At 25.5% G+C, this 18,116-nt stretch carries 14 protein-coding genes; 4 read left to right on the forward strand and 10 right to left on the reverse strand.

Going from position 1 to position 18,116, the window contains the following annotated elements; all coding sequences use genetic code 11:
- Positions 1-59: 59 nt before the first annotated feature.
- The gene (gene aroB / locus AXY43_RS11155; protein WP_012060732.1) at positions 60-1,112 is read right to left on the reverse strand and encodes a 3-dehydroquinate synthase; all 1,053 of its coding nucleotides are present in this window, start codon (positions 1,110-1,112) and stop codon (positions 60-62) included.
- A 127-nt stretch (positions 1,113-1,239) separates the two neighbouring features.
- The gene (gene aroF, locus AXY43_RS11160) at positions 1,240-2,253 is read right to left on the reverse strand and encodes a 3-deoxy-7-phosphoheptulonate synthase (protein WP_012060733.1); all 1,014 of its coding nucleotides are present in this window, start codon (positions 2,251-2,253) and stop codon (positions 1,240-1,242) included.
- Positions 2,254-3,291: 1,038 nt separating this feature from the next.
- Between aroF and AXY43_RS11165 the strand changes: the two genes are divergently transcribed.
- The 4 genes from AXY43_RS11165 to AXY43_RS11180 all read left to right on the forward strand — a co-directional run bounded on the left by AXY43_RS11165 (position 3,292) and on the right by AXY43_RS11180 (position 6,672).
- Positions 3,292-3,912, forward strand: a complete 621-nt coding sequence (locus AXY43_RS11165; RefSeq protein ID WP_049767649.1) for an accessory gene regulator ArgB-like protein — start codon at positions 3,292-3,294, stop codon at positions 3,910-3,912.
- A complete protein-coding gene (locus tag AXY43_RS11170) occupies positions 3,884-4,051 on the forward strand; it encodes a cyclic lactone autoinducer peptide (RefSeq protein WP_077829127.1) in 168 nt (55 codons plus the stop codon). The genes AXY43_RS11165 and AXY43_RS11170 overlap by 29 nt, the downstream gene beginning before the upstream one ends.
- A 561-nt stretch (positions 4,052-4,612) precedes the next feature.
- Complete coding sequence (locus AXY43_RS11175; RefSeq protein ID WP_105411547.1) at positions 4,613-5,845, forward strand: sensor histidine kinase; 1,233 nt, start codon at positions 4,613-4,615, stop codon at positions 5,843-5,845.
- Positions 5,846-5,946: 101 nt separating this feature from the next.
- A complete protein-coding gene (locus AXY43_RS11180; RefSeq protein WP_038458012.1) occupies positions 5,947-6,672 on the forward strand; it encodes a LytR/AlgR family response regulator transcription factor in 726 nt (241 codons plus the stop codon).
- A gap of 436 nt (positions 6,673-7,108) precedes the next feature.
- Here AXY43_RS11180 and AXY43_RS11185 read toward each other — a convergent pair whose 3' ends face one another.
- The 8 genes from AXY43_RS11185 to AXY43_RS11215 all read right to left on the reverse strand — a co-directional run bounded on the left by AXY43_RS11185 (position 7,109) and on the right by AXY43_RS11215 (position 17,995).
- Positions 7,109-8,512, reverse strand: coding sequence for a S8 family peptidase (locus AXY43_RS11185; protein WP_077829128.1), 1,404 nt, complete (start codon positions 8,510-8,512; stop codon positions 7,109-7,111).
- 92 nt (positions 8,513-8,604) lie between these two features.
- A complete protein-coding gene (locus AXY43_RS11190) occupies positions 8,605-10,227 on the reverse strand; it encodes an ATP-binding cassette domain-containing protein (RefSeq protein ID WP_012060737.1) in 1,623 nt (540 codons plus the stop codon).
- 11 nt (positions 10,228-10,238) lie between these two features.
- Positions 10,239-11,816, reverse strand: a complete 1,578-nt coding sequence (locus AXY43_RS11195) for a hypothetical protein (protein WP_038458015.1) — start codon at positions 11,814-11,816, stop codon at positions 10,239-10,241.
- Positions 11,785-12,531, reverse strand: a complete 747-nt coding sequence (locus AXY43_RS11200) for an ABC transporter ATP-binding protein (protein WP_012060739.1) — start codon at positions 12,529-12,531, stop codon at positions 11,785-11,787. Before AXY43_RS11200 ends, AXY43_RS11195 begins: the two co-directional genes overlap by 32 nt.
- A 22-nt stretch (positions 12,532-12,553) precedes the next feature.
- Positions 12,554-13,270, reverse strand: coding sequence for a flavodoxin family protein (locus tag AXY43_RS11205; RefSeq protein WP_012060740.1), 717 nt, complete (start codon positions 13,268-13,270; stop codon positions 12,554-12,556).
- Between the two features lie 33 nt (positions 13,271-13,303).
- Positions 13,304-16,273: a type 2 lanthipeptide synthetase LanM family protein gene (locus tag AXY43_RS11210; RefSeq protein ID WP_012060741.1), complete on the reverse strand. Its 2,970-nt coding sequence runs from the start codon at positions 16,271-16,273 to the stop codon at positions 13,304-13,306.
- A 98-nt stretch (positions 16,274-16,371) separates the two neighbouring features.
- On the reverse strand, positions 16,372-16,533 hold the full coding sequence (locus tag AXY43_RS27890) for a hypothetical protein (RefSeq protein WP_012060742.1): 162 nt from the start codon (positions 16,531-16,533) through the stop codon (positions 16,372-16,374).
- Positions 16,534-16,834: 301 nt separating this feature from the next.
- Entirely contained in the window at positions 16,835-17,995 is a 1,161-nt protein-coding gene (locus AXY43_RS11215) for an MFS transporter (RefSeq protein ID WP_012060743.1), read from the reverse strand.
- Between the last annotated feature and the right edge of the window lie 121 nt (positions 17,996-18,116).

Here is an 18,116-nt window from a genome sequence, read left to right on the forward strand (position 1 = left end):
CTTAAGACATACTCAAAAATAACATATCTGCTTGCTAACCTATTTTTTCATATACATCATTAACTAAAAAATTCTACATTTGTTTTTTCTAAATATGATTCTCCAATATTTCTTAATAATACTACTTTTAATACATTATCAATATTTTTCTTATCTAATGCTATTGTATCTAAAACTTCCGAGCTATCATCTATTTCAACTTCATAAGGAAGATTGTATTGCACTAGTATCTCTCTTATCTCTTCACTAACGCCTTGATCAGTTAATCCTTTATTTTCTGCAATCTTACTTATTTCATACATTCCTATAGCTACTGCTTCCCCATGTGTAAACTTCTTAAAGTTATAATATGTCTCTATGGCATGACCTAGTGTATGTCCAAAATTTAGCAGCATTCTCTCTCCAGTATCTTTTTCATCATTTTCCACAACGCATTTTTTTATAAAGCAACATTTGTGGATAATTTTTTCTATATTGTTCATAACCTCTTCTTTATTTTTTAAGCTTTTCAAAAAGTAAAAGAATTCCTTATCTTTTATACATCCGTATTTAATAACCTCTGCCATTCCGTCTCTAAAAAATCTTTCACTTAAAGTTTCAAGTACATTTGGATCTATTAAAACTAATTTAGGATGATAAAAACTTCCCACTAAATTTTTGCCTCTTTCTAAATCTACAGCAACCTTTCCACCTACGCTGCTATCAACTTGAGCAAGAAGTGAAGTTGGTATTTGAACAAAATCTACACCTCTTAAGAAAGTTGATGCAGCAAATCCTCCAAGATCTCCAATTACTCCTCCGCCTAAAGTTATAATCAAGTCACTTCTTGTAATTTTAAAATCTAATAGTTCATTATATATCAAAGGAAGGGTACTAAACGCTTTAGTTTCCTCACCTGGCTCTAGTTCCATTAGCTTAACATCATATCCTGATTTAATTAAACATGATTTTATCCTATCTCCATAATGAGAACCTACATTTTTATCAGTTAGTATAAATATCTTTTTACCTTTAAAAACTTTTTGGATTTCCAGATTTACTTCATTAATTAATCCTTTTTTAATTATGATTGGATAACTTCTTTCACCAAGTTCAACAACTAAATCTTCCATTTATCAACACTCCTCTTTTACTTAAACAGTTAGCATCATGACTAAGATTACGTTATAACTCTTTTCTATCTTTTAGATACTTGTAATGAGTAATTGTTAATGCCGACTGTTCTTTAATTTAATAAATTTATATTTCTCTTCCAACGGCCGCTGCAATAACTTTTAACTCTTCCATAAGTTTTGCAAATTTACTTGGCTTTATTGATTGTGGACCATCACATAATGCATTTTCTGGATCATTATGAACTTCAATAATAAGTCCATCTGCTCCAACTGCAACCGCTGCTTTTGCTAGAGGTTCAACCATCCAGTACTTTCCTGCAGAATGACTCGGATCAATTACTATAGGTAAGTGACTTAATTTTTTAACAGCAGGTACTGCACTTAAGTCTAAAGTATTTCTTGTGTAGTTTTCAAATGTTCTTATTCCTCTTTCGCACAGAATTACATTTTCATTACCACCAGCCATAATATATTCAGCTGACATTAACCATTCCTCTATAGTTGCTGATAAACCTCGTTTTAATAATATCGGCTTGTTAGTTTTTCCAAGTTCCTTTAGCAAATCAAAGTTTTGCATATTTCTAGCGCCAACTTGAATTACATCTACATTTTCAACAAACGTTTCTATATCATAAGGAGACATAAGCTCTGTAACTATTGGCAATCCTGTATTAGCTCTTGCTTTCTTTAAAAGTTCTAACCCTTCATATTTCATTCCCTGGAACGCATATGGTGAAGTCCTTGGCTTAAATGCTCCGCCTCTTAAGAAATTTGCCCCAATTTCTTTAACTTCTTTTGCTATTTCAATGATTTGTTCTTCACTTTCAACAGAACATGGACCTGCAATCATTGCTATTTTCTTTCCCCCAATTTTAGCTCCATTAATGTCTACTATTGTATCTTCTGGATGAAACATTCTATTTGCTTTTTTGAAAGGTTCTTGAACTTTCATAACTCTTTCAACTATTCCATTAGCCGCTACAACTGAAGGATCTATTGCACTTGTATCCCCAACTAATCCTAAGATACTAACATCTGATCCGACAACTAAGCTCACTGAAACACCCTTTGCTTCTAGTTGTTTTGTCAATCTTTCTATTTCTTCCTGCTTTGCTTTTTTCTTTAATATTACTACCATTTTATATTGCCCCCTTGCACATGTTTAATTATTTGCGAAAAAAAAATGGAACTCATGTATAATGAGTTCCATAAAATATCAATGCTGATATATATTACAAACTTATATAAAATATAAAAAACTCATTAAAAAGGTATTTTTCAGTTTTTTGCAAAATAAATAGCCAGCGCTAAAATAAAAGCCCCAGAATGTAAAATAAAAAAAGCTATAAAATTTTTGCATAACTGATTTTACAATATCCTTTTCCATGATTTTCTCCATTTCTAAATTTAATAATTATTTTCACGAACATTAATTACAATATTTACATTTAATCTTTTTATCATTATAACAAACTATATCTAATTGTCAATATTAATTATTTTTCATATTTATAGCTAATTCAATAACTGTTTAACAATTATAGTGATAAAATATTAATATAGTGTTGGAAATATGTTGATTAAAATTAATATTTATCAAATTTTGTATAGGAACTTTATTTATAGTTTCAATGAAATCTTGCATAATTTAATCTGAATCCATAAAATATGACTGCCAATAACTTATTCTTTTAATCCGACTCTTTTTATTATTTATCTTATTTAAAACTCCATATAATCAACTGTACATTCGTGCATTTTTAGCTTGTTACACTAATTTTAAATTTCTGGTATTTTTCTCTAATTTTCTTTTATAACTTTTTTCTCAATTCATCACTTTGTATATCTTATAAAATTAATTATAATATGCATTCATTACATAAATGCAGGATATTATTATAAAATTTAGAAAACTAAAATCTAAGTGGTATAATATAACTGTTAAGTAAAATGATAAAATGGAAGTGTAAATTGAAAAACCATCTATCTGCTTTGTTCATATTAAATTTACTTATTTTTATATTTGTAATGTTTATTAAATTGACATTTTTATTAAAAGAATTATACTTGTAGGATTATTTTGTACTTTAATTATTTACTATATAATTCTAAAATCAAAATAATTAATAGATTTTATTACATCTATGTAATTAGAAATAAAAAAATGGAGGTCGATTTGAGCAAAAAAGCTTTATCAGAGGAAATTGCACTTAAATTGGTAGCAAAAATTAATAGAGATAATCAACTAGATAATGTTAATTATAAAAAAATGAAATATGGACTAGAAGTAATTATTATTAATTTATCTAAAACTTCTTTTATTCTTTTAATAGCTTTCTTATTAGGAATATTACAAAAAACTTTAACAATTATGCTAAGTTTTGCATTTATACGGCGCTATGCCTTTGGCATACATGCAAAAAATAGTATTAGTTGTACAATATTAACTTCTATTTATTTCTTTACTGGAGCATATATACCTAATTTTATACATGCAGACAATTACATGATTTTACTTATGTTCTCAACCACAATATTATTATTATATTTGTATGCACCAGCAGATACAGATGCACGACCTCTAACTGGAAGGAAGTTAAGAAAATCCTTAAAAAAGAAGGCTTTATTATCAGGAAGTATTTTGATGACACTTACATTTTTCATAAATGACTTTTCTTTAAAATTTTTTATTAGCTACGGGGCATTATGTGAGGCACTCACAATAATACCGATCATATACAAATTATTTAATAGGAGATATAAAAATTATGAATACTATCAAAGAAATATTGATTAAAAATTTACTTGAAACTTCACTACAATATCTCGGAAAGCTTGCAGTAAATATTGCTGAATCTTCTGCTTCAAAGTGTTGCTTTTCCGGAGGCCTTTATGAAAGCAAATTTCCTAAAGAGTTATTAGAATTAGAAGAATAGGGCTAGAAAATTAGATTTAATATAACTTATTTTAGTTTATGGATAAAAAGTATTCTCTTAATTTAAAGAAAATACTTTTTTCAGTTTATGGATATTACTTTTTAATATTTTTGATGTATAAATATATTATGCTTTATCCAAATAATACTGACATTTCCTTTTCTATGAATGACTTGTAATCATTTTTAAATTTATACATTAAAAGTACTCTTAATCTTATTCCTAACTTTTCCAATCTTCTAAAATGCGTATGCCATATTTTATGCCTTCCTTTATAATCGATAAAAAATCTTTCTATTGTTTCTGTTATATTACTTTACACAAGTTTTCACTGACTTCGATTTCAAATTTATTATATGTATATCTTTTCTTATAATCATTTTTATTGTTTAACATAATCCCAATTAAAAATTTAAAGTCCTTCCACTTTATTAACACCCTAAACTTGGATCATTGTGCCTAAGCTTTAATTTATTGTAATATAATGGTGTATGTTGTAAAATAGTTATATAAATTTCCTATTTAATAAATTTTTAACATTATTTAAGGAGCTAAAAAACTATGACAATAAAAATTTTCACTTCATTTGTAGCTATGTTTGCTTATGTTTTTGTTACTTATAATTTAAAAATAATAGAATTCAAAAAAAAAGACTTCCTCTTAAATTTAGTTATTGTCTATTTAATATCAGGTATTGGATGTTTAAATCTTGAAATGCTTTCACTTCCCCTTTTTTTTATAACTATGATGATTTTACTTTTTCTTCAAAACAAAAAAATCATTCAAAATTTTATCTCTATTATGCTTTCAATCATAATTTTTATAGTATCAGATACTATTCAAGGTGCCATTTTTATAGAATTGTTTAATCAAGACGTTAATAAACTTTTAGATAATAATATTATAGTTATTCTAATGCATATATCATTATTTTTCATTGCTTTGATATTCAGTTCTTTTGTTGCATATATACTAAAAAAATTTAAATTTAATTTAAAAGATATAAACGTTAGAAACAAATTTTCTGTACTTATATTCTCGAATATTGCATTAACAGCTTTAATATTTTATATCAATGCAATGATCATTAAATTTGTTCACGTAGATAATTTAATTATATTAATAGACAGCATATTATTTTTATCTTACTTTTTTTTGACTATTATAATGGTATATATTGTTATTATTCATTTTAAAAATGACTTAGAGTATGAAAATAAGAAAATACAATTTGAGAGCTTACAAGAATATACTTTAAATTTAGAAAGTATGTATAATGATATGCGAAAATTTAAACATGATTATATAAATATTCTTTCATCTATGGCAGGTTACTTTGAATATAAAGATTTTGAAAAATTAGAGAAGTTTTTCAACAAAAAAATATTAAAACTAAGCGAAAATATTTCAAATGAAAATTATAAGCTAGATAAACTTCAGAATATCAAGATTGTTGAATTAAAAGGAATATTATCATCAAAAGTTATCAGGGCACAAGAATTAGGGATAGATTTATTTATTGATATCATGGAACCTATTCAGTTCATAAAGATGGATATTATAGATTTGTGTAGATCTATAGGAATTCTTCTAGATAATGCGATTGAAGCTGCCATTTTATGCAAAGTTCCGAGTGTAAAAATAGGCATTATAAATAAGAAAAATTCCACCTGTATTTTAATTATAAATTCTTGTCTAGATGATACTCCTCCTATTTATAAGATGTTCGCATATGGATTTTCAACAAAAGGATCGAACAGGGGGTGCGGGCTTAGTAATCTAAAAAAATATTAAATAATTACCAGAATATATCACTTGAAACAAGCCTCGAAAATGGACAGTTTATTCAAAATATTCAAGTACTAAACATTTCAAAATAAGGAGGATAAATGTACATGCTTAATATAATGATTTGTGAAGATAATATTGAACAACTAATAAAAATCAAAAGATATATTAAAGACATTATAATGATTGAAAACTTTGATATGGAGATTGTTTTAGCAACATCAAAGCCAGAAGATATTATAAGCCATCTGAAGAAAAATAAGATTTCTGGACTGTACTTTTTAGATGTGGATTTAAATTCTAATATAAATGGTATAAAACTCGCAGAAATAATACGAGAATATGATCCAAGAGGATTTATTGTTTTTGTAACTACTCATGCAGAAATGAGTTATTTAACATTTATCTATAAAGTAGAAGCAATGGATTATATCATAAAAGATACTATTGAAAATGTAAAACAAAGAATACATGAATGTATTTTAAATGCCCAAAAAAAGTATTCTTCAAAGTCAACTGAGCTTCAAAAAAATTTTACATTTAAAGTAGATGATAAAATTATAAATATTGAATATAGTAAAATTTTATTTTTCGAAACTTCACATACTATACATAAAGTAATTATTCATGCAATGGATAGACAAATTGAATTTTACGCAAAACTAAAAGATATAGAATCACAATTAGATAATCGCTTCTATAGATGTCATAGATCTTTTTTAGTTAATAAGGATAACATAACCGAAATAGATATACACAATAGAGTAATTCACATGATAAATGGCCAAGAATGCTTTGTTGCCACACGAATGCTTAAGGGTTTACTAAATTAGTTTTGTATCAATATATCTTAGAAGTCAGGACCACCCGTGAAAACGAGTGGCTTGCCCTGCGCCTGTAAGGCTTTGTTACTGGCCGTGCTACTCGCACGTTGAAGCATTTAACTTATGCAAAGCTCCCCTAGTGTCATTAAAATGGCTCTTTTGTGTGGATTTTCTTTGTTTTTTGCTTCATAATATGCTTTTTTTATATACTCAAACTAAACATTTTTAACTTACAAGTTTGTTCATTTTAATGCTTTAAGCATCTCAAATGAATTTATTCTATTTACAAAGTTAGTTTTTTCTACGCATAGCTAGAAGCTTTCCGGAACCACCGGTCTAACCGGTGGTATTCTTTATACAAAAACAGAATATAAATTCATAAGAACTCATATTCAAATAATTATAGTAATTAATAACTCAATGAAGATCTCTCAAGAATAATAACCTAATTGCTTAAAGCATTAAAAACATTAACCATCCCTTTTCCATAATATTTATCAGAATTTTCTCCTTCTAACTTTTTACATGTTTTATAAATTCTTTTAGCAACTTCTTTAGGTTTTAAAGTTTTGTCTTTACAAAGAATGAGTGCTGCTGTTGCAGAAACTTTGGGTGCAGCCACAGATGTTCCTTGAGTATAAGTGTATCCACCCATACCTGTAGTTAAACATAAATCAGATATCTTTTCATTTTCAGCATAATCTCCACCTGGTGCGGTTACATCTATAAATTTTGCTCCATAATTAGAATAACTTGCTATATAATCATCTTTTCCTGTAGCTGAAACATTTATTACGCCTTCTATACTTCCTGGATTTTCATATGTCATTCCAAAATATGAAAATCCATCAGCTTGATTTGTTGTATTAAGATAATTAGTTAGTTGCTTTTTATCATCACAATTTAAACTATCATTCCCCGCTGCTGTAACTACAGTCACACCTTTTTTTATAGCGTATTTAATTGCACGTTTGTATAATGAATATTCCGCCATATCGTCACCCATTTTATATTTAACTCCAGTCTTAGAATCTGTCCAATAACATTTACCTTTTAGATCATACCCTCCAAAACTTAAATTTATAACACTAGCCCCGTCATCAACAGCTTTAATTATTGCAGATGATGCTATAGATGCATTTGTTTTTCCGTCTTTATTAAAAATCCGATAACTTTTGAATCCTATGTCAGGAGCCACACCTTTTGTTCTACCATTTGCTGCAATGTTTCCTGCTACAATTGTTCCATGACCAAGCCTATCAATAATATCATTAGGATCCCCTGTTTCAGTATTATCTCCTTTAAAATCTGCCGGTACAAGATTTTCTCCCCCTAACAAATTACTTACTAAATCTGGATGGTTAACATCAACGCCAGAATCTATAATTCCTACTACAATATCATGATTTCCTGATTCTAATTGAAAACTCTTGCCATTGTCAGTCACTTCCTTTATATCCCATTGATACATGTTATATATATCAGCATCTGATTCTCCATCTGAATTCCCTTGTTGACTAAGCTTCACTGTTTTCTCAGTAAAAACATCTATATCATGATTTGGTGCTATGGATTGAATTGTTGAATAAGTTTGAATATTGGGGATCAAATCAGTTTTACACTTTACTTCTAAACCTCCAATTTCAGACAAATCTTGTACTATATTTCCACCTGAATTTATTATAAAACTTTTAACATTCTCATCAATGCAATCATCCTTAAATAGGATAATGATATCTATATTGTCAGACTTAATTACTTCCGCCTTTGTATTTATAGGTATTAGATTAATAATTAAAATCATACTAGCTAGATAGCACAATTTTTGAATCAATTTTAACGCTTTCATTTTACTTCTCCCAAAAATCTATATTCCATTAATGTTAAAGTGATAATTCATATATTTATATAAAGGTAGTATTAATTTCAATACTTTAAAATCTAACTTCCCAATTCAATTTCAAAATCCACAATTTCATCAAAAGCAGTATTATGTGATACTAATATTATTATTTTATTTTCTTTTTCTTTCTTCAATATTGAATTTAATTGAAATGTACTATCAAAATCTAGCGCTGAATTTGCTTCATCTAGAATAATTACATCAGGATTTTTTAATAAAGTTCTTATTATACTTATTTTTTGTTTTTCTCCTCCCGAAATATTGCAGCTTCTTTCCGATATATTAGTATTTAAGCCATCTTTTAATCTAGAAATAAATTTATCTAGTTTAAATTTATTAACAGAGTTTTCTAATACATTTATATTATAATCATCTAAATTATAAGTAATATTATTTAAAATACTATCTTTTAATAAAGTTGGTTCTTGCTCAACAACTCCAATCAAATTTCCTCGGACTTTATACATATTAAAATCTAATATATTTATTCCATTATATTTAACAACACCATCATATTCACCATTGTATAAACCTGTTATAATATTAATTATTGAACTTTTTCCAACACCATTTTCACCTTTTAATCTATAAATAAACCCCTTTTTCAATTCACAATTTAAATTAGAAACTATATTTTTTCCATCTGGATATTTAAATGATAAATCTTCTATTAAAATATTTTCTATACTTTGTATGTTATTAATTCCATTCACTTCACTTTCTAAACCCAATATCTCTTCTATTCTATTATAAGACACTAATACATTTTGATAAGTTTCTAAAAATGATAAGCAATAATCTATTCCACTTATAATTGTATTAAAATATGTGCCGATTACAGTAAATTGACCTATACTTAGTTCACCATTCATTATTTGTTGTACTCCAAGTATCAATATTAGGATATTGGCCATTACTGTAACTAACATTCCAGAATTAGAGAACATGTTATTTACCTTTGCCAACTCTATAGTATCACTAAATACTATAGAAAATTTATTTTTCAAATTTTTATTAAGTATAGAAAAGAGTGAATTAAATTTAATAAACTTTATACTTTCTAACTGTGAGTTAATTTCTCCAAAATACAAGTTTTGAGATTCCTTATATTTAAAATTTGCTTTATATAATTTTTTCTTGAAGAAAAAATATAATATTAAATATATTGGAATTAGGATTATTAATACTGATGATATTTTTAAATTTATTTTTATCAATATAAATGAACTTATTGCTAATGATAAAATATTAAAAATTAAGTTTTTTATTTGATTTATAGAGAATTCTGATACAGCTGTTGAATCTGTATTTACTCTTTGGTTCAAATAGGCTGCATTCTGATTGTAAAAAAAGAATATTGGTAGCTTTTTGATATGATCTAGTATATGATAACTTACTTCAAAGGTTGTTTTTGATAATAACTTGACATATAAAATATTTAGAATATATGTTAATAATATACGTAATATACTTAATGTTGATATAATTATTAAAATGCCATATACACTTAATTTTAAGTTCTTACCCGTTAGCACATCTATAAACTCCCCATTTATTAAAGGCAGATATATTGATATACTCCATAATATTAAAGATATTGCTAAATAAATACTCAGCTTAAATTTATTAAAATATTGAATTGAAAATTTTAATATATTCATTAAAAGTTCTCCTATTTCACATTGATTATCATTTTTCTCAAAGAATACAAAGAATATATTCCATTTACTAATATTGAAAAAATAATACTAGGCCATTCTGTTATTTCAATATTTAATACCATTTTAATAAATACACCATATGCTATTAGCAACGAAGTAACTATAAAAAAAGGTGTCATTATTTGTATAGCATGCCCACTACCTAATTCCTTAATATCAATCCATTTCAAATTCATACTATTTAAATCTATTTGAATATGAATTACTATTATAGCTAGAATCTGAATAATTTCTACTATTTGAAGTAGAATAAATTCATAAAAATTAGCTGATATGAAGATTATTAGTACATCCACAGCCACTAAGCTCGCAATACAACTTAAAACACCTACAAAAACTTTAGATAATAAAATTTGCTTACCATCTATAGGAAATGATTTAAGCTGGTTTAAATATCTTCCCTCTCTTGAAAACGAAGTTACTAGTGTTACATTAGAAAGTGTTGTAGCAAAGGTATATACACATATGATAATACTTTTAATTCCTGTAAAATTGTTTTGAATAATCATTAGCTTATTTCTTGCAGAAATTATAAATATTAGAAACCATACAGCGAAGACAATATTAACAGAAAAACAACTCATTTTAAGAGCTGGTGTCCTAATTATCAACTTAACATCTCTTATAATATTTGAGACAATTATACTCCTTTTTTTAAATTTATATTGACTTGTGTATTGTTCTACTTTTTTAGAGTCATTTGAATTTAATACTCCACTTTTCATAATTGCTAAATATTCATTCTCTCCAATGAAATAAAGTCCTATTAAACTAGAAATAATTATTGTAATGATAATCATAAAATTTATCATTATTTCTTTGTTTATAGAAAATACGACGGGTATATCATTTCCATAAAAAAATATATTGAATAATAAATTAATGATATTTATATGACTATTTAAGCTTGACTTTAACAGCATATATGTTAATAAAGCTATTATTATATCCACTATAATTAACCATTTGTTATTCGTATGGTTAACTTTTGATTTTAAGATTAAAGTTTCAATCCATAATATTGTTAACAATATTAATGTGCTATATATAATTGGAATAATTGATATAATAATTTGATATAAGATTATGTGGATGTAATAATGCAAACTTTCATTATTTAAGAAACCATAACTAAATAAGGGTATTAATACAAGTATTGAAATTATAATGTTATCAAAATAGCAAAGAATACATTTAGATAGTACTAAGTTACCTGTTCTTATCGGATATATGAATAGTTCATTCCAACCGCTAGCTAAAAATAGCCTATTTATGATTGTAATAAATGTAATTATTGTCATCATAATTAGTTCAAAATTTATAATAAAATTAAAAATTAATATTTCATTATTACTTAGATACAATATGTTAAATACTTTCATCAGCAAGATTTCTGTTGCTCCAGTAAGAGCTACTACTATAAAAAGTATATTTAATATTTTTTTTATTATTTTTTGTTTTTCTTCTCCAAAAATAACATTACGTTTAATCTTTAAATTAATTTTTACTAGAGATATTAATTCCTTCATTTTTAAATACCTCCATATAAATTTCTTCTAATGTATACTTAGTATTAAATTTCGCTTTTAATTTTATTAGCTCTCCATAATATAGAGTTTTGCCCTTATCAATCAATATAATTTTATCACAGAGGTTTTCTACTATTTCCAAAATATGAGATGATAAAATTATTGTATTGCCTTTTGCTGCATATTCCTTCATAAAATTTTTTAATTCGTATGATGTTTGAGGATCAAGTCCAGTAAAAGGCTCATCCAAAATCCAAACTTTTGGACTATGAATTAATGATGCTATTACCATTATTTTTTGTTTCATACCTTTTGAAAACTTATCCATTCTGGTATCTAAATTATTTTGAATATTAAATCTCTCACTAAGATTTAATATTTGTTTTCTTCTTTCATTTTCAGATACTTTGTACATATCTGAAACAAAATTCAAATATTCAATAGCTTTTAAACATAATAACTGATTTTCATCATCTGATACATATCCAATTTGTTTCTTTACATCTATGGGCCTATCCTTTATAGATATATCATTTATAATAATATCACCCTCTGATACATCAAGAAGACCTATTAACATACTAATTGTAGTTGTTTTCCCGGCACCATTAGGTCCAATTAAACCTATAATACTACTATTACTAATTTTAAGATTAAGATTATTTATAGCAGTAAAATTTTTATATTTTTTTGATACATTTTCTATAGAAATCATATATTTACTACCAACCTTTCAATTACCTTGATTTAAGCAAATACTCTTGATAACTTTCACAACTATTTAATCCGCTATTTTCCCAGTATAAATACTCTGAGTTAGTTCTATCATAATTTGATATATAATACTTTAAGCTTTTAAATTCTGTTTCTTGAATTTCTGTTGAAATACATGCAAAATCATTTAATTCATTGCAAATTAAGTCAACATAATTTATCAATTCATCCTTCATAAATTCAGTATCATTTAACAAGTTAGGAATCATAGTTGTGATTTTTATATCTAATATGTTCTGAGATCCTAGCATAGTTAATATTTTACTTAAATAGTTATTCACATTAATGTTTCCATTAGACGCGGATGTTGTTATTGTAATAGATTTTTTATTTGCCAATCTAAAAACATGAAGCCAGTAGCTGATTCTATCAATAAAAGTTTTCATATCTCCACTTACATTATGTGCAAAAACTGGACTTCCTAAAATAATTAAATCTGCCTCTAATATTTTTTCTTTAATTAAGCCCATACTATCATTATTATCCTGAACACAATTACCCTTAAGAAAACAATTATTACAGCTCAGACATGGCATAATTTCATACTTATCAGGTGTAATTATTTCATATTGTATATTCCCACATTTATTTACTATTTTATCTAATAACAATTTCGTAAATTTATACGTAATTGATTTATCACCTTTTCTACTTCCTATAACTCCTAATATTTTTTTCATATCTGTTCTCCACTCATTTAAATATAAAATTAACTAAATCATATTTATTATGCTTGGTATTCTATTATTGAAATATCTCAATATTTCATACCCAATTCCACTTAAACCATTTTCAATAGACAAATTTTTAAAATGGTTCATCTCATCAATTGGGTAATTATTAGTTATGGCATAATATTGTTCTAAATCCTTCATTTTTTCATCTAATACCTTTTTAATTTCTTGATCCTTATTTTTTAGATACAAATTAATTAAAATATCTATTATAAAAATAATATTTTCATCAATTTCTTTTTCCTTTATTATTTTTAATACAAATCTTTTTAATTGATTATACTCTATATGATTATTACTTATATTTAGACTCAGGCTCCTTATAATATTCCTATACTCTTTATTGTTATAGAACTCAATTGATTCCAATTTATATATTTGTTCAAAATATTTATTATTAAGTTCCTTTATATACTCTAAGTTGAAGTTAAACTCTTTGTTAGGATATATCGAATTTATTAAAATAATGCAATCTAATAAATCAATTACGCTAACATCATTATCATATTTCAAATTGGTTAACCCTTCTGTTAACAATTGAATTTCTAAATTATCTTTTAATTTAGAGATAGTTTTTTTTAAATCATATGATTTATTAACTATATATAATTTTCCAAGAACTTTAATAGATTTTATTGTCATCGAAAGACTTAATTTGCCATTGTCTAATTGTTTATTTAAAACTTCGTTAATTCTTGATTTTAAGTTTAAAATATCTGTATTAAATGTATTTCCTAAAGTACAATCAATAATACTTAAGAAATCTAATAAATCTTGAATCTTGTTGTTAAATAATCCAAGATTAAGAAACTTCTCATTAGAAAATACAGCTATTATTTCTTTAAGATTATTGCTTGAATTACCATTTACATTGTTATACATATATAAGTAATAATATATTCCTAATATTCCTTTTGAATATCCACTTTCTAATTTAATTTTTCCATTTATCAAGTTCTCCCAAATGCATTGATTTTCATACTTTATAGAAAAGTATTCTATTAATTGATTTATATCATTTAACAAAATATCTAAATTTTCACACTTAACATCTTTTACCAATGATTTATTAAATTTATATAATTCATTTTTCATTCTTAATTTTTTATCAATAACATTTTTACTGTTATTAATAGCTATATTAAGATAATCTAATTGTCTGTTTACTGACTTTTCATCAAAGTTAATAATTCTCTCTTTAACATGATCCAAAGCAGATTTATTAAAGTAATTTTTTATTATTCTTCCCTTTGAATCTATTAAATCTCTACTAGTTGTAATTGTTTTAAATAGAGGAATATCATCATATAATAAATCTTCCACTTCAGAAGTTATTAATCTTTTATCATTAAATGGATATTCCCACATATAATACACCATTTTTTGAAAATTTAGCATGCTAACAGTATACTTGGGGTGACTTGCATATTCCAATATTCTGGCATAGTTAATAGTACTACGCATAAGTTGTCTTACCTTTGTATTTTTAAAAACTTCAATTTGTTTTAAGAATTCAAATTTGTTCTTAATAATAAACTTGCTTAATTTTAGAAATCCTTCTTTTATACAACTTTTATACTTTATATAACCTATTTTTTGTTTATCTAATATAGGAATGTTATTTTGTGCCTTGATTTCACACTCTACATAGTCAAACCTAGGATTATCTACCCCTCCCATCAGCTTCAAAATCTTATACGGTAACTTTTGATCTTTATAGGATAATCCACTTATATCAATTCCATTACCATTTTCATCTGCAAGACCAGAATTAGATGGTAAAAAAGAGGTACGATTTATTGAATCTTGAATCCTTAAATTGTTGTAATCAAATATATCCTTAGCTTGTATTGTAATAGGCTGATTAAAAAGAGTTTCTAAATCTATTAAGTATGGAAATTCTCCATTTGCCACAATATTTTCCTTATGGAAGTCATTTCCGCTTAATAAGAAAGTTATAGCTATTAGTTGACCTAATCGTTCATAATACCTCATAATTTGATCTTCATTTTCACAAGGTGTTGCTTCAATATATTCTTCTACTGTGTAATCAGAATTATAATAATTATTAGGGATAGCAATTTTTTCACAATCACAATTTTTGTTTATCCATGAAATTATATTATAAAATTTCTTTGCAATATTAAGATCCTTAGGCTTATATATTATTTTAGTTGTATTATTAAATTCATATTTAATTACAAATTTGCCCTTCTCATGAGTATCCCCTAAATTTCCAGTAATATTAGTTATAATATTTCCTAACTTTATATCTAATTTTTCTGTTATTTCTTTAAAGTCTCTGTCTATTCTAAAAAATGATTCTATATAAGTATTTAATAAACATTCTACTTTAACCACCAAACGCCTTAACATTACTGGATATTTTGCAAAGAACTTTTGCAAATCACTAACATTTTTAAAATTACTTACATTATAGAATTTAAAATTCTGTTTTTCTTGGTTATAATATTCATAAACTATTGTTTTACTACAAATATTGAATAAATTCTTTCCTATATTACTTAATATTCCATCAATTTGATTTGAATGAATTTTTATATTATTATATTTGCATATTTCTTTATTTAACTGCACATTACACCAATAAATAAAAGCATTTAGAAAATACATTATAGATTCTTCATTATAAAAATTATAATTTTGAACATTAGAATATTCACTAATTATATTTTTATACAACTCATACCATTTAGCATAACTTACTTCTTGATTATCTATTTCTTTCTCACTTACTATAGTGGCGAATTTTTCAAAATCAATGCCTTCTAGCTCTAGTTTTTTTATTAAATTGTCATAGCTTAACATATTATCGTTCTTAATCCATTCATCTATTACCTTATTCGCTTTATATTTTTCTAATAAATTTCCTTTAAATAGGCTTATCTTCTCTTCAGTTGTTAAAGTTTTAGCTAAATTTAATTCCATAAGTGTATTCCTCCATTTTTAGTTATTTAAAAATCACCTATAATTTATTACAGGTGATTTTTTGTTTATGAAATACTCCAATATAATCTTAGTTGATTTTAGTCATTTGTTGCTGTAATTGTAACTGTATATGTTGCACTTATTAAAGTAGCTGCTGTTAATACACTAATATCACTAGTTGGTGTAACACCACCATCTTTTTTTGCTCCTACTTCTTCATAGCTTGGACCTACTTTTTTTAATGCTTTTTCATTTAACATAATCAATCTCTCCCTTTACTTTATTTTATTTAATGTGTTAAGTTAACTTACACTAATATGGTAACATCAAGATAGTTAGATAGATTAAATTTATAATAAATGTTTTCTTTCATGTAATAAACTAACTATCTAGTAGAAAATAAATATCAAATTTTATTAAATGCCAGTATTTTATTACATCAAAATATAATTTATATTTCAAAACAAAATTCTAGAACGATTGTTGGGCACAGTTATGATGAGAAATAAAAAAGAGGTACCATAATTCACGACACCTCTACATTTCATGCTATGATTTAATTTATACCTGAACCTTCTTACCATTTGGAAGAATCTTAATAGAAACTAGCAAAGAAATTACCATAATTGAGAAACCAACCAGATACATTGCAGTATATCCAAAATTTCTTTGGATTGTACTAAACATATGTGGATATACAAAGTTAGCTCCTGCTGATCCCAGCACGCTAACAAATGAATATGTACCAGCAACTAGTTCGTCATCAACTACTTCTCTTATATATTTAAATAAAAATGTTAAATAACAACCATACATTAGACCATGTAATTGATCCCCTAAAACAACTAAAGGTATTGAACCTGTTGAAAATAGAAGTATTCTAGTAGTTCCTATAAGAAATGCTATTATTAAATATTTCTTAGGCTTTTTATCCTTTAGATACTTTCCTACAAGCATGAATGATATAAATTCAACACATACTCTTGAAAATATTGATTTACTATATATAGAGTTAGCTAGATCCGCATTCCCCGTTATTTCAATTAAATATGTTGAATATGCAAATTCTATTGCGGTATACGTTCCTATGATTAAGATATTAATTATTCCGAGAATTACTGAATTTTTATTTTTAAATACAGCAATTAATTTTCCCCTATTTGGATTTCCATCTGCTTCAATATTCTTAAACTTCATAGCTATTAATAATATAACTATACATGACATTATGATTCCTATTATATGCATAGTTTTAAATCCATATTTTAAAATTATAGTTCCACTTAATAAAACTACGCACCCAAATCCTATGGATCCCCATTTTCTTATTTCTGAATACTCTACATTTTTTCTAACTGCTATTTCCTCAACATATACTTCATATACATTTCCAATTGTTTGTACTATAATTCCATAAAGAGCTGCATAAAAATATATGATAGTCTTGTTAACAGACATTAAAAATACTATCATTCCAATAAGTGCGCATAAATGTATGATAATAAATCTTTTTTTGTTTTTTCTCATCGAAAACTTACTTACTAAAAATTGCTGGGAAAGAATTGCAAATAATGCTCCTATAGATACTACAGTTCCAACTTGACTTAATGATAATCCAACTACTTGATTCAAATATGGCACATAAAAAGTAGTCACTATACTCGTTACTCCATAATTTATATAAGTAGTCAGGGAATAATAAAACTTTTCTTTGCTTTTCATATAATGCTCCAATCCTAATGAATTAAATATTTCTCCTATTCACCTCTATTATTAAATTTATATATTAAATTATACTCAGTTAAGAAAAAGTTTCCATAACATTAGCAATTTTGTAAAAATA

It is taken from the genome of Clostridium sp. MF28 (assembly GCF_002969175.1).
GTDB lineage: Bacteria > Bacillota > Clostridia > Clostridiales > Clostridiaceae > Clostridium > Clostridium beijerinckii.

Excerpts from the sequence above, each read along its gene's own strand:
- aroB (WP_012060732.1), bottom strand. The coding sequence starts at position 1,112 with ATGGAAGATTTAGTTGTTGAACTTGGTGAAAGAAGTTATCCAATCATA.
- aroF (WP_012060733.1), bottom strand. The coding sequence starts at position 2,253 with ATGGTAGTAATATTAAAGAAAAAAGCAAAGCAGGAAGAAATAGAAAGA.
- AXY43_RS11170 (WP_077829127.1), top strand. The coding sequence starts at position 3,884 with ATGAATACTATCAAAGAAATATTGATTAAAAATTTACTTGAAACTTCA.
- AXY43_RS11175 (WP_105411547.1), top strand. The coding sequence starts at position 4,613 with ATGACAATAAAAATTTTCACTTCATTTGTAGCTATGTTTGCTTATGTT.
- AXY43_RS11180 (WP_038458012.1), top strand. The coding sequence starts at position 5,947 with ATGCTTAATATAATGATTTGTGAAGATAATATTGAACAACTAATAAAA.
- AXY43_RS11185 (WP_077829128.1), bottom strand. The coding sequence starts at position 8,512 with ATGAAAGCGTTAAAATTGATTCAAAAATTGTGCTATCTAGCTAGTATG.
- AXY43_RS11190 (WP_012060737.1), bottom strand. The coding sequence starts at position 10,227 with ATGAATATATTAAAATTTTCAATTCAATATTTTAATAAATTTAAGCTG.
- AXY43_RS11195 (WP_038458015.1), bottom strand. The coding sequence starts at position 11,816 with ATGAAGGAATTAATATCTCTAGTAAAAATTAATTTAAAGATTAAACGT.
- AXY43_RS11200 (WP_012060739.1), bottom strand. The coding sequence starts at position 12,531 with ATGATTTCTATAGAAAATGTATCAAAAAAATATAAAAATTTTACTGCT.
- AXY43_RS11205 (WP_012060740.1), bottom strand. The coding sequence starts at position 13,270 with ATGAAAAAAATATTAGGAGTTATAGGAAGTAGAAAAGGTGATAAATCA.
- AXY43_RS11210 (WP_012060741.1), bottom strand. The coding sequence starts at position 16,273 with ATGGAATTAAATTTAGCTAAAACTTTAACAACTGAAGAGAAGATAAGC.
- AXY43_RS27890 (WP_012060742.1), bottom strand. The coding sequence starts at position 16,533 with ATGTTAAATGAAAAAGCATTAAAAAAAGTAGGTCCAAGCTATGAAGAA.
- AXY43_RS11215 (WP_012060743.1), bottom strand. The coding sequence starts at position 17,995 with ATGAAAAGCAAAGAAAAGTTTTATTATTCCCTGACTACTTATATAAAT.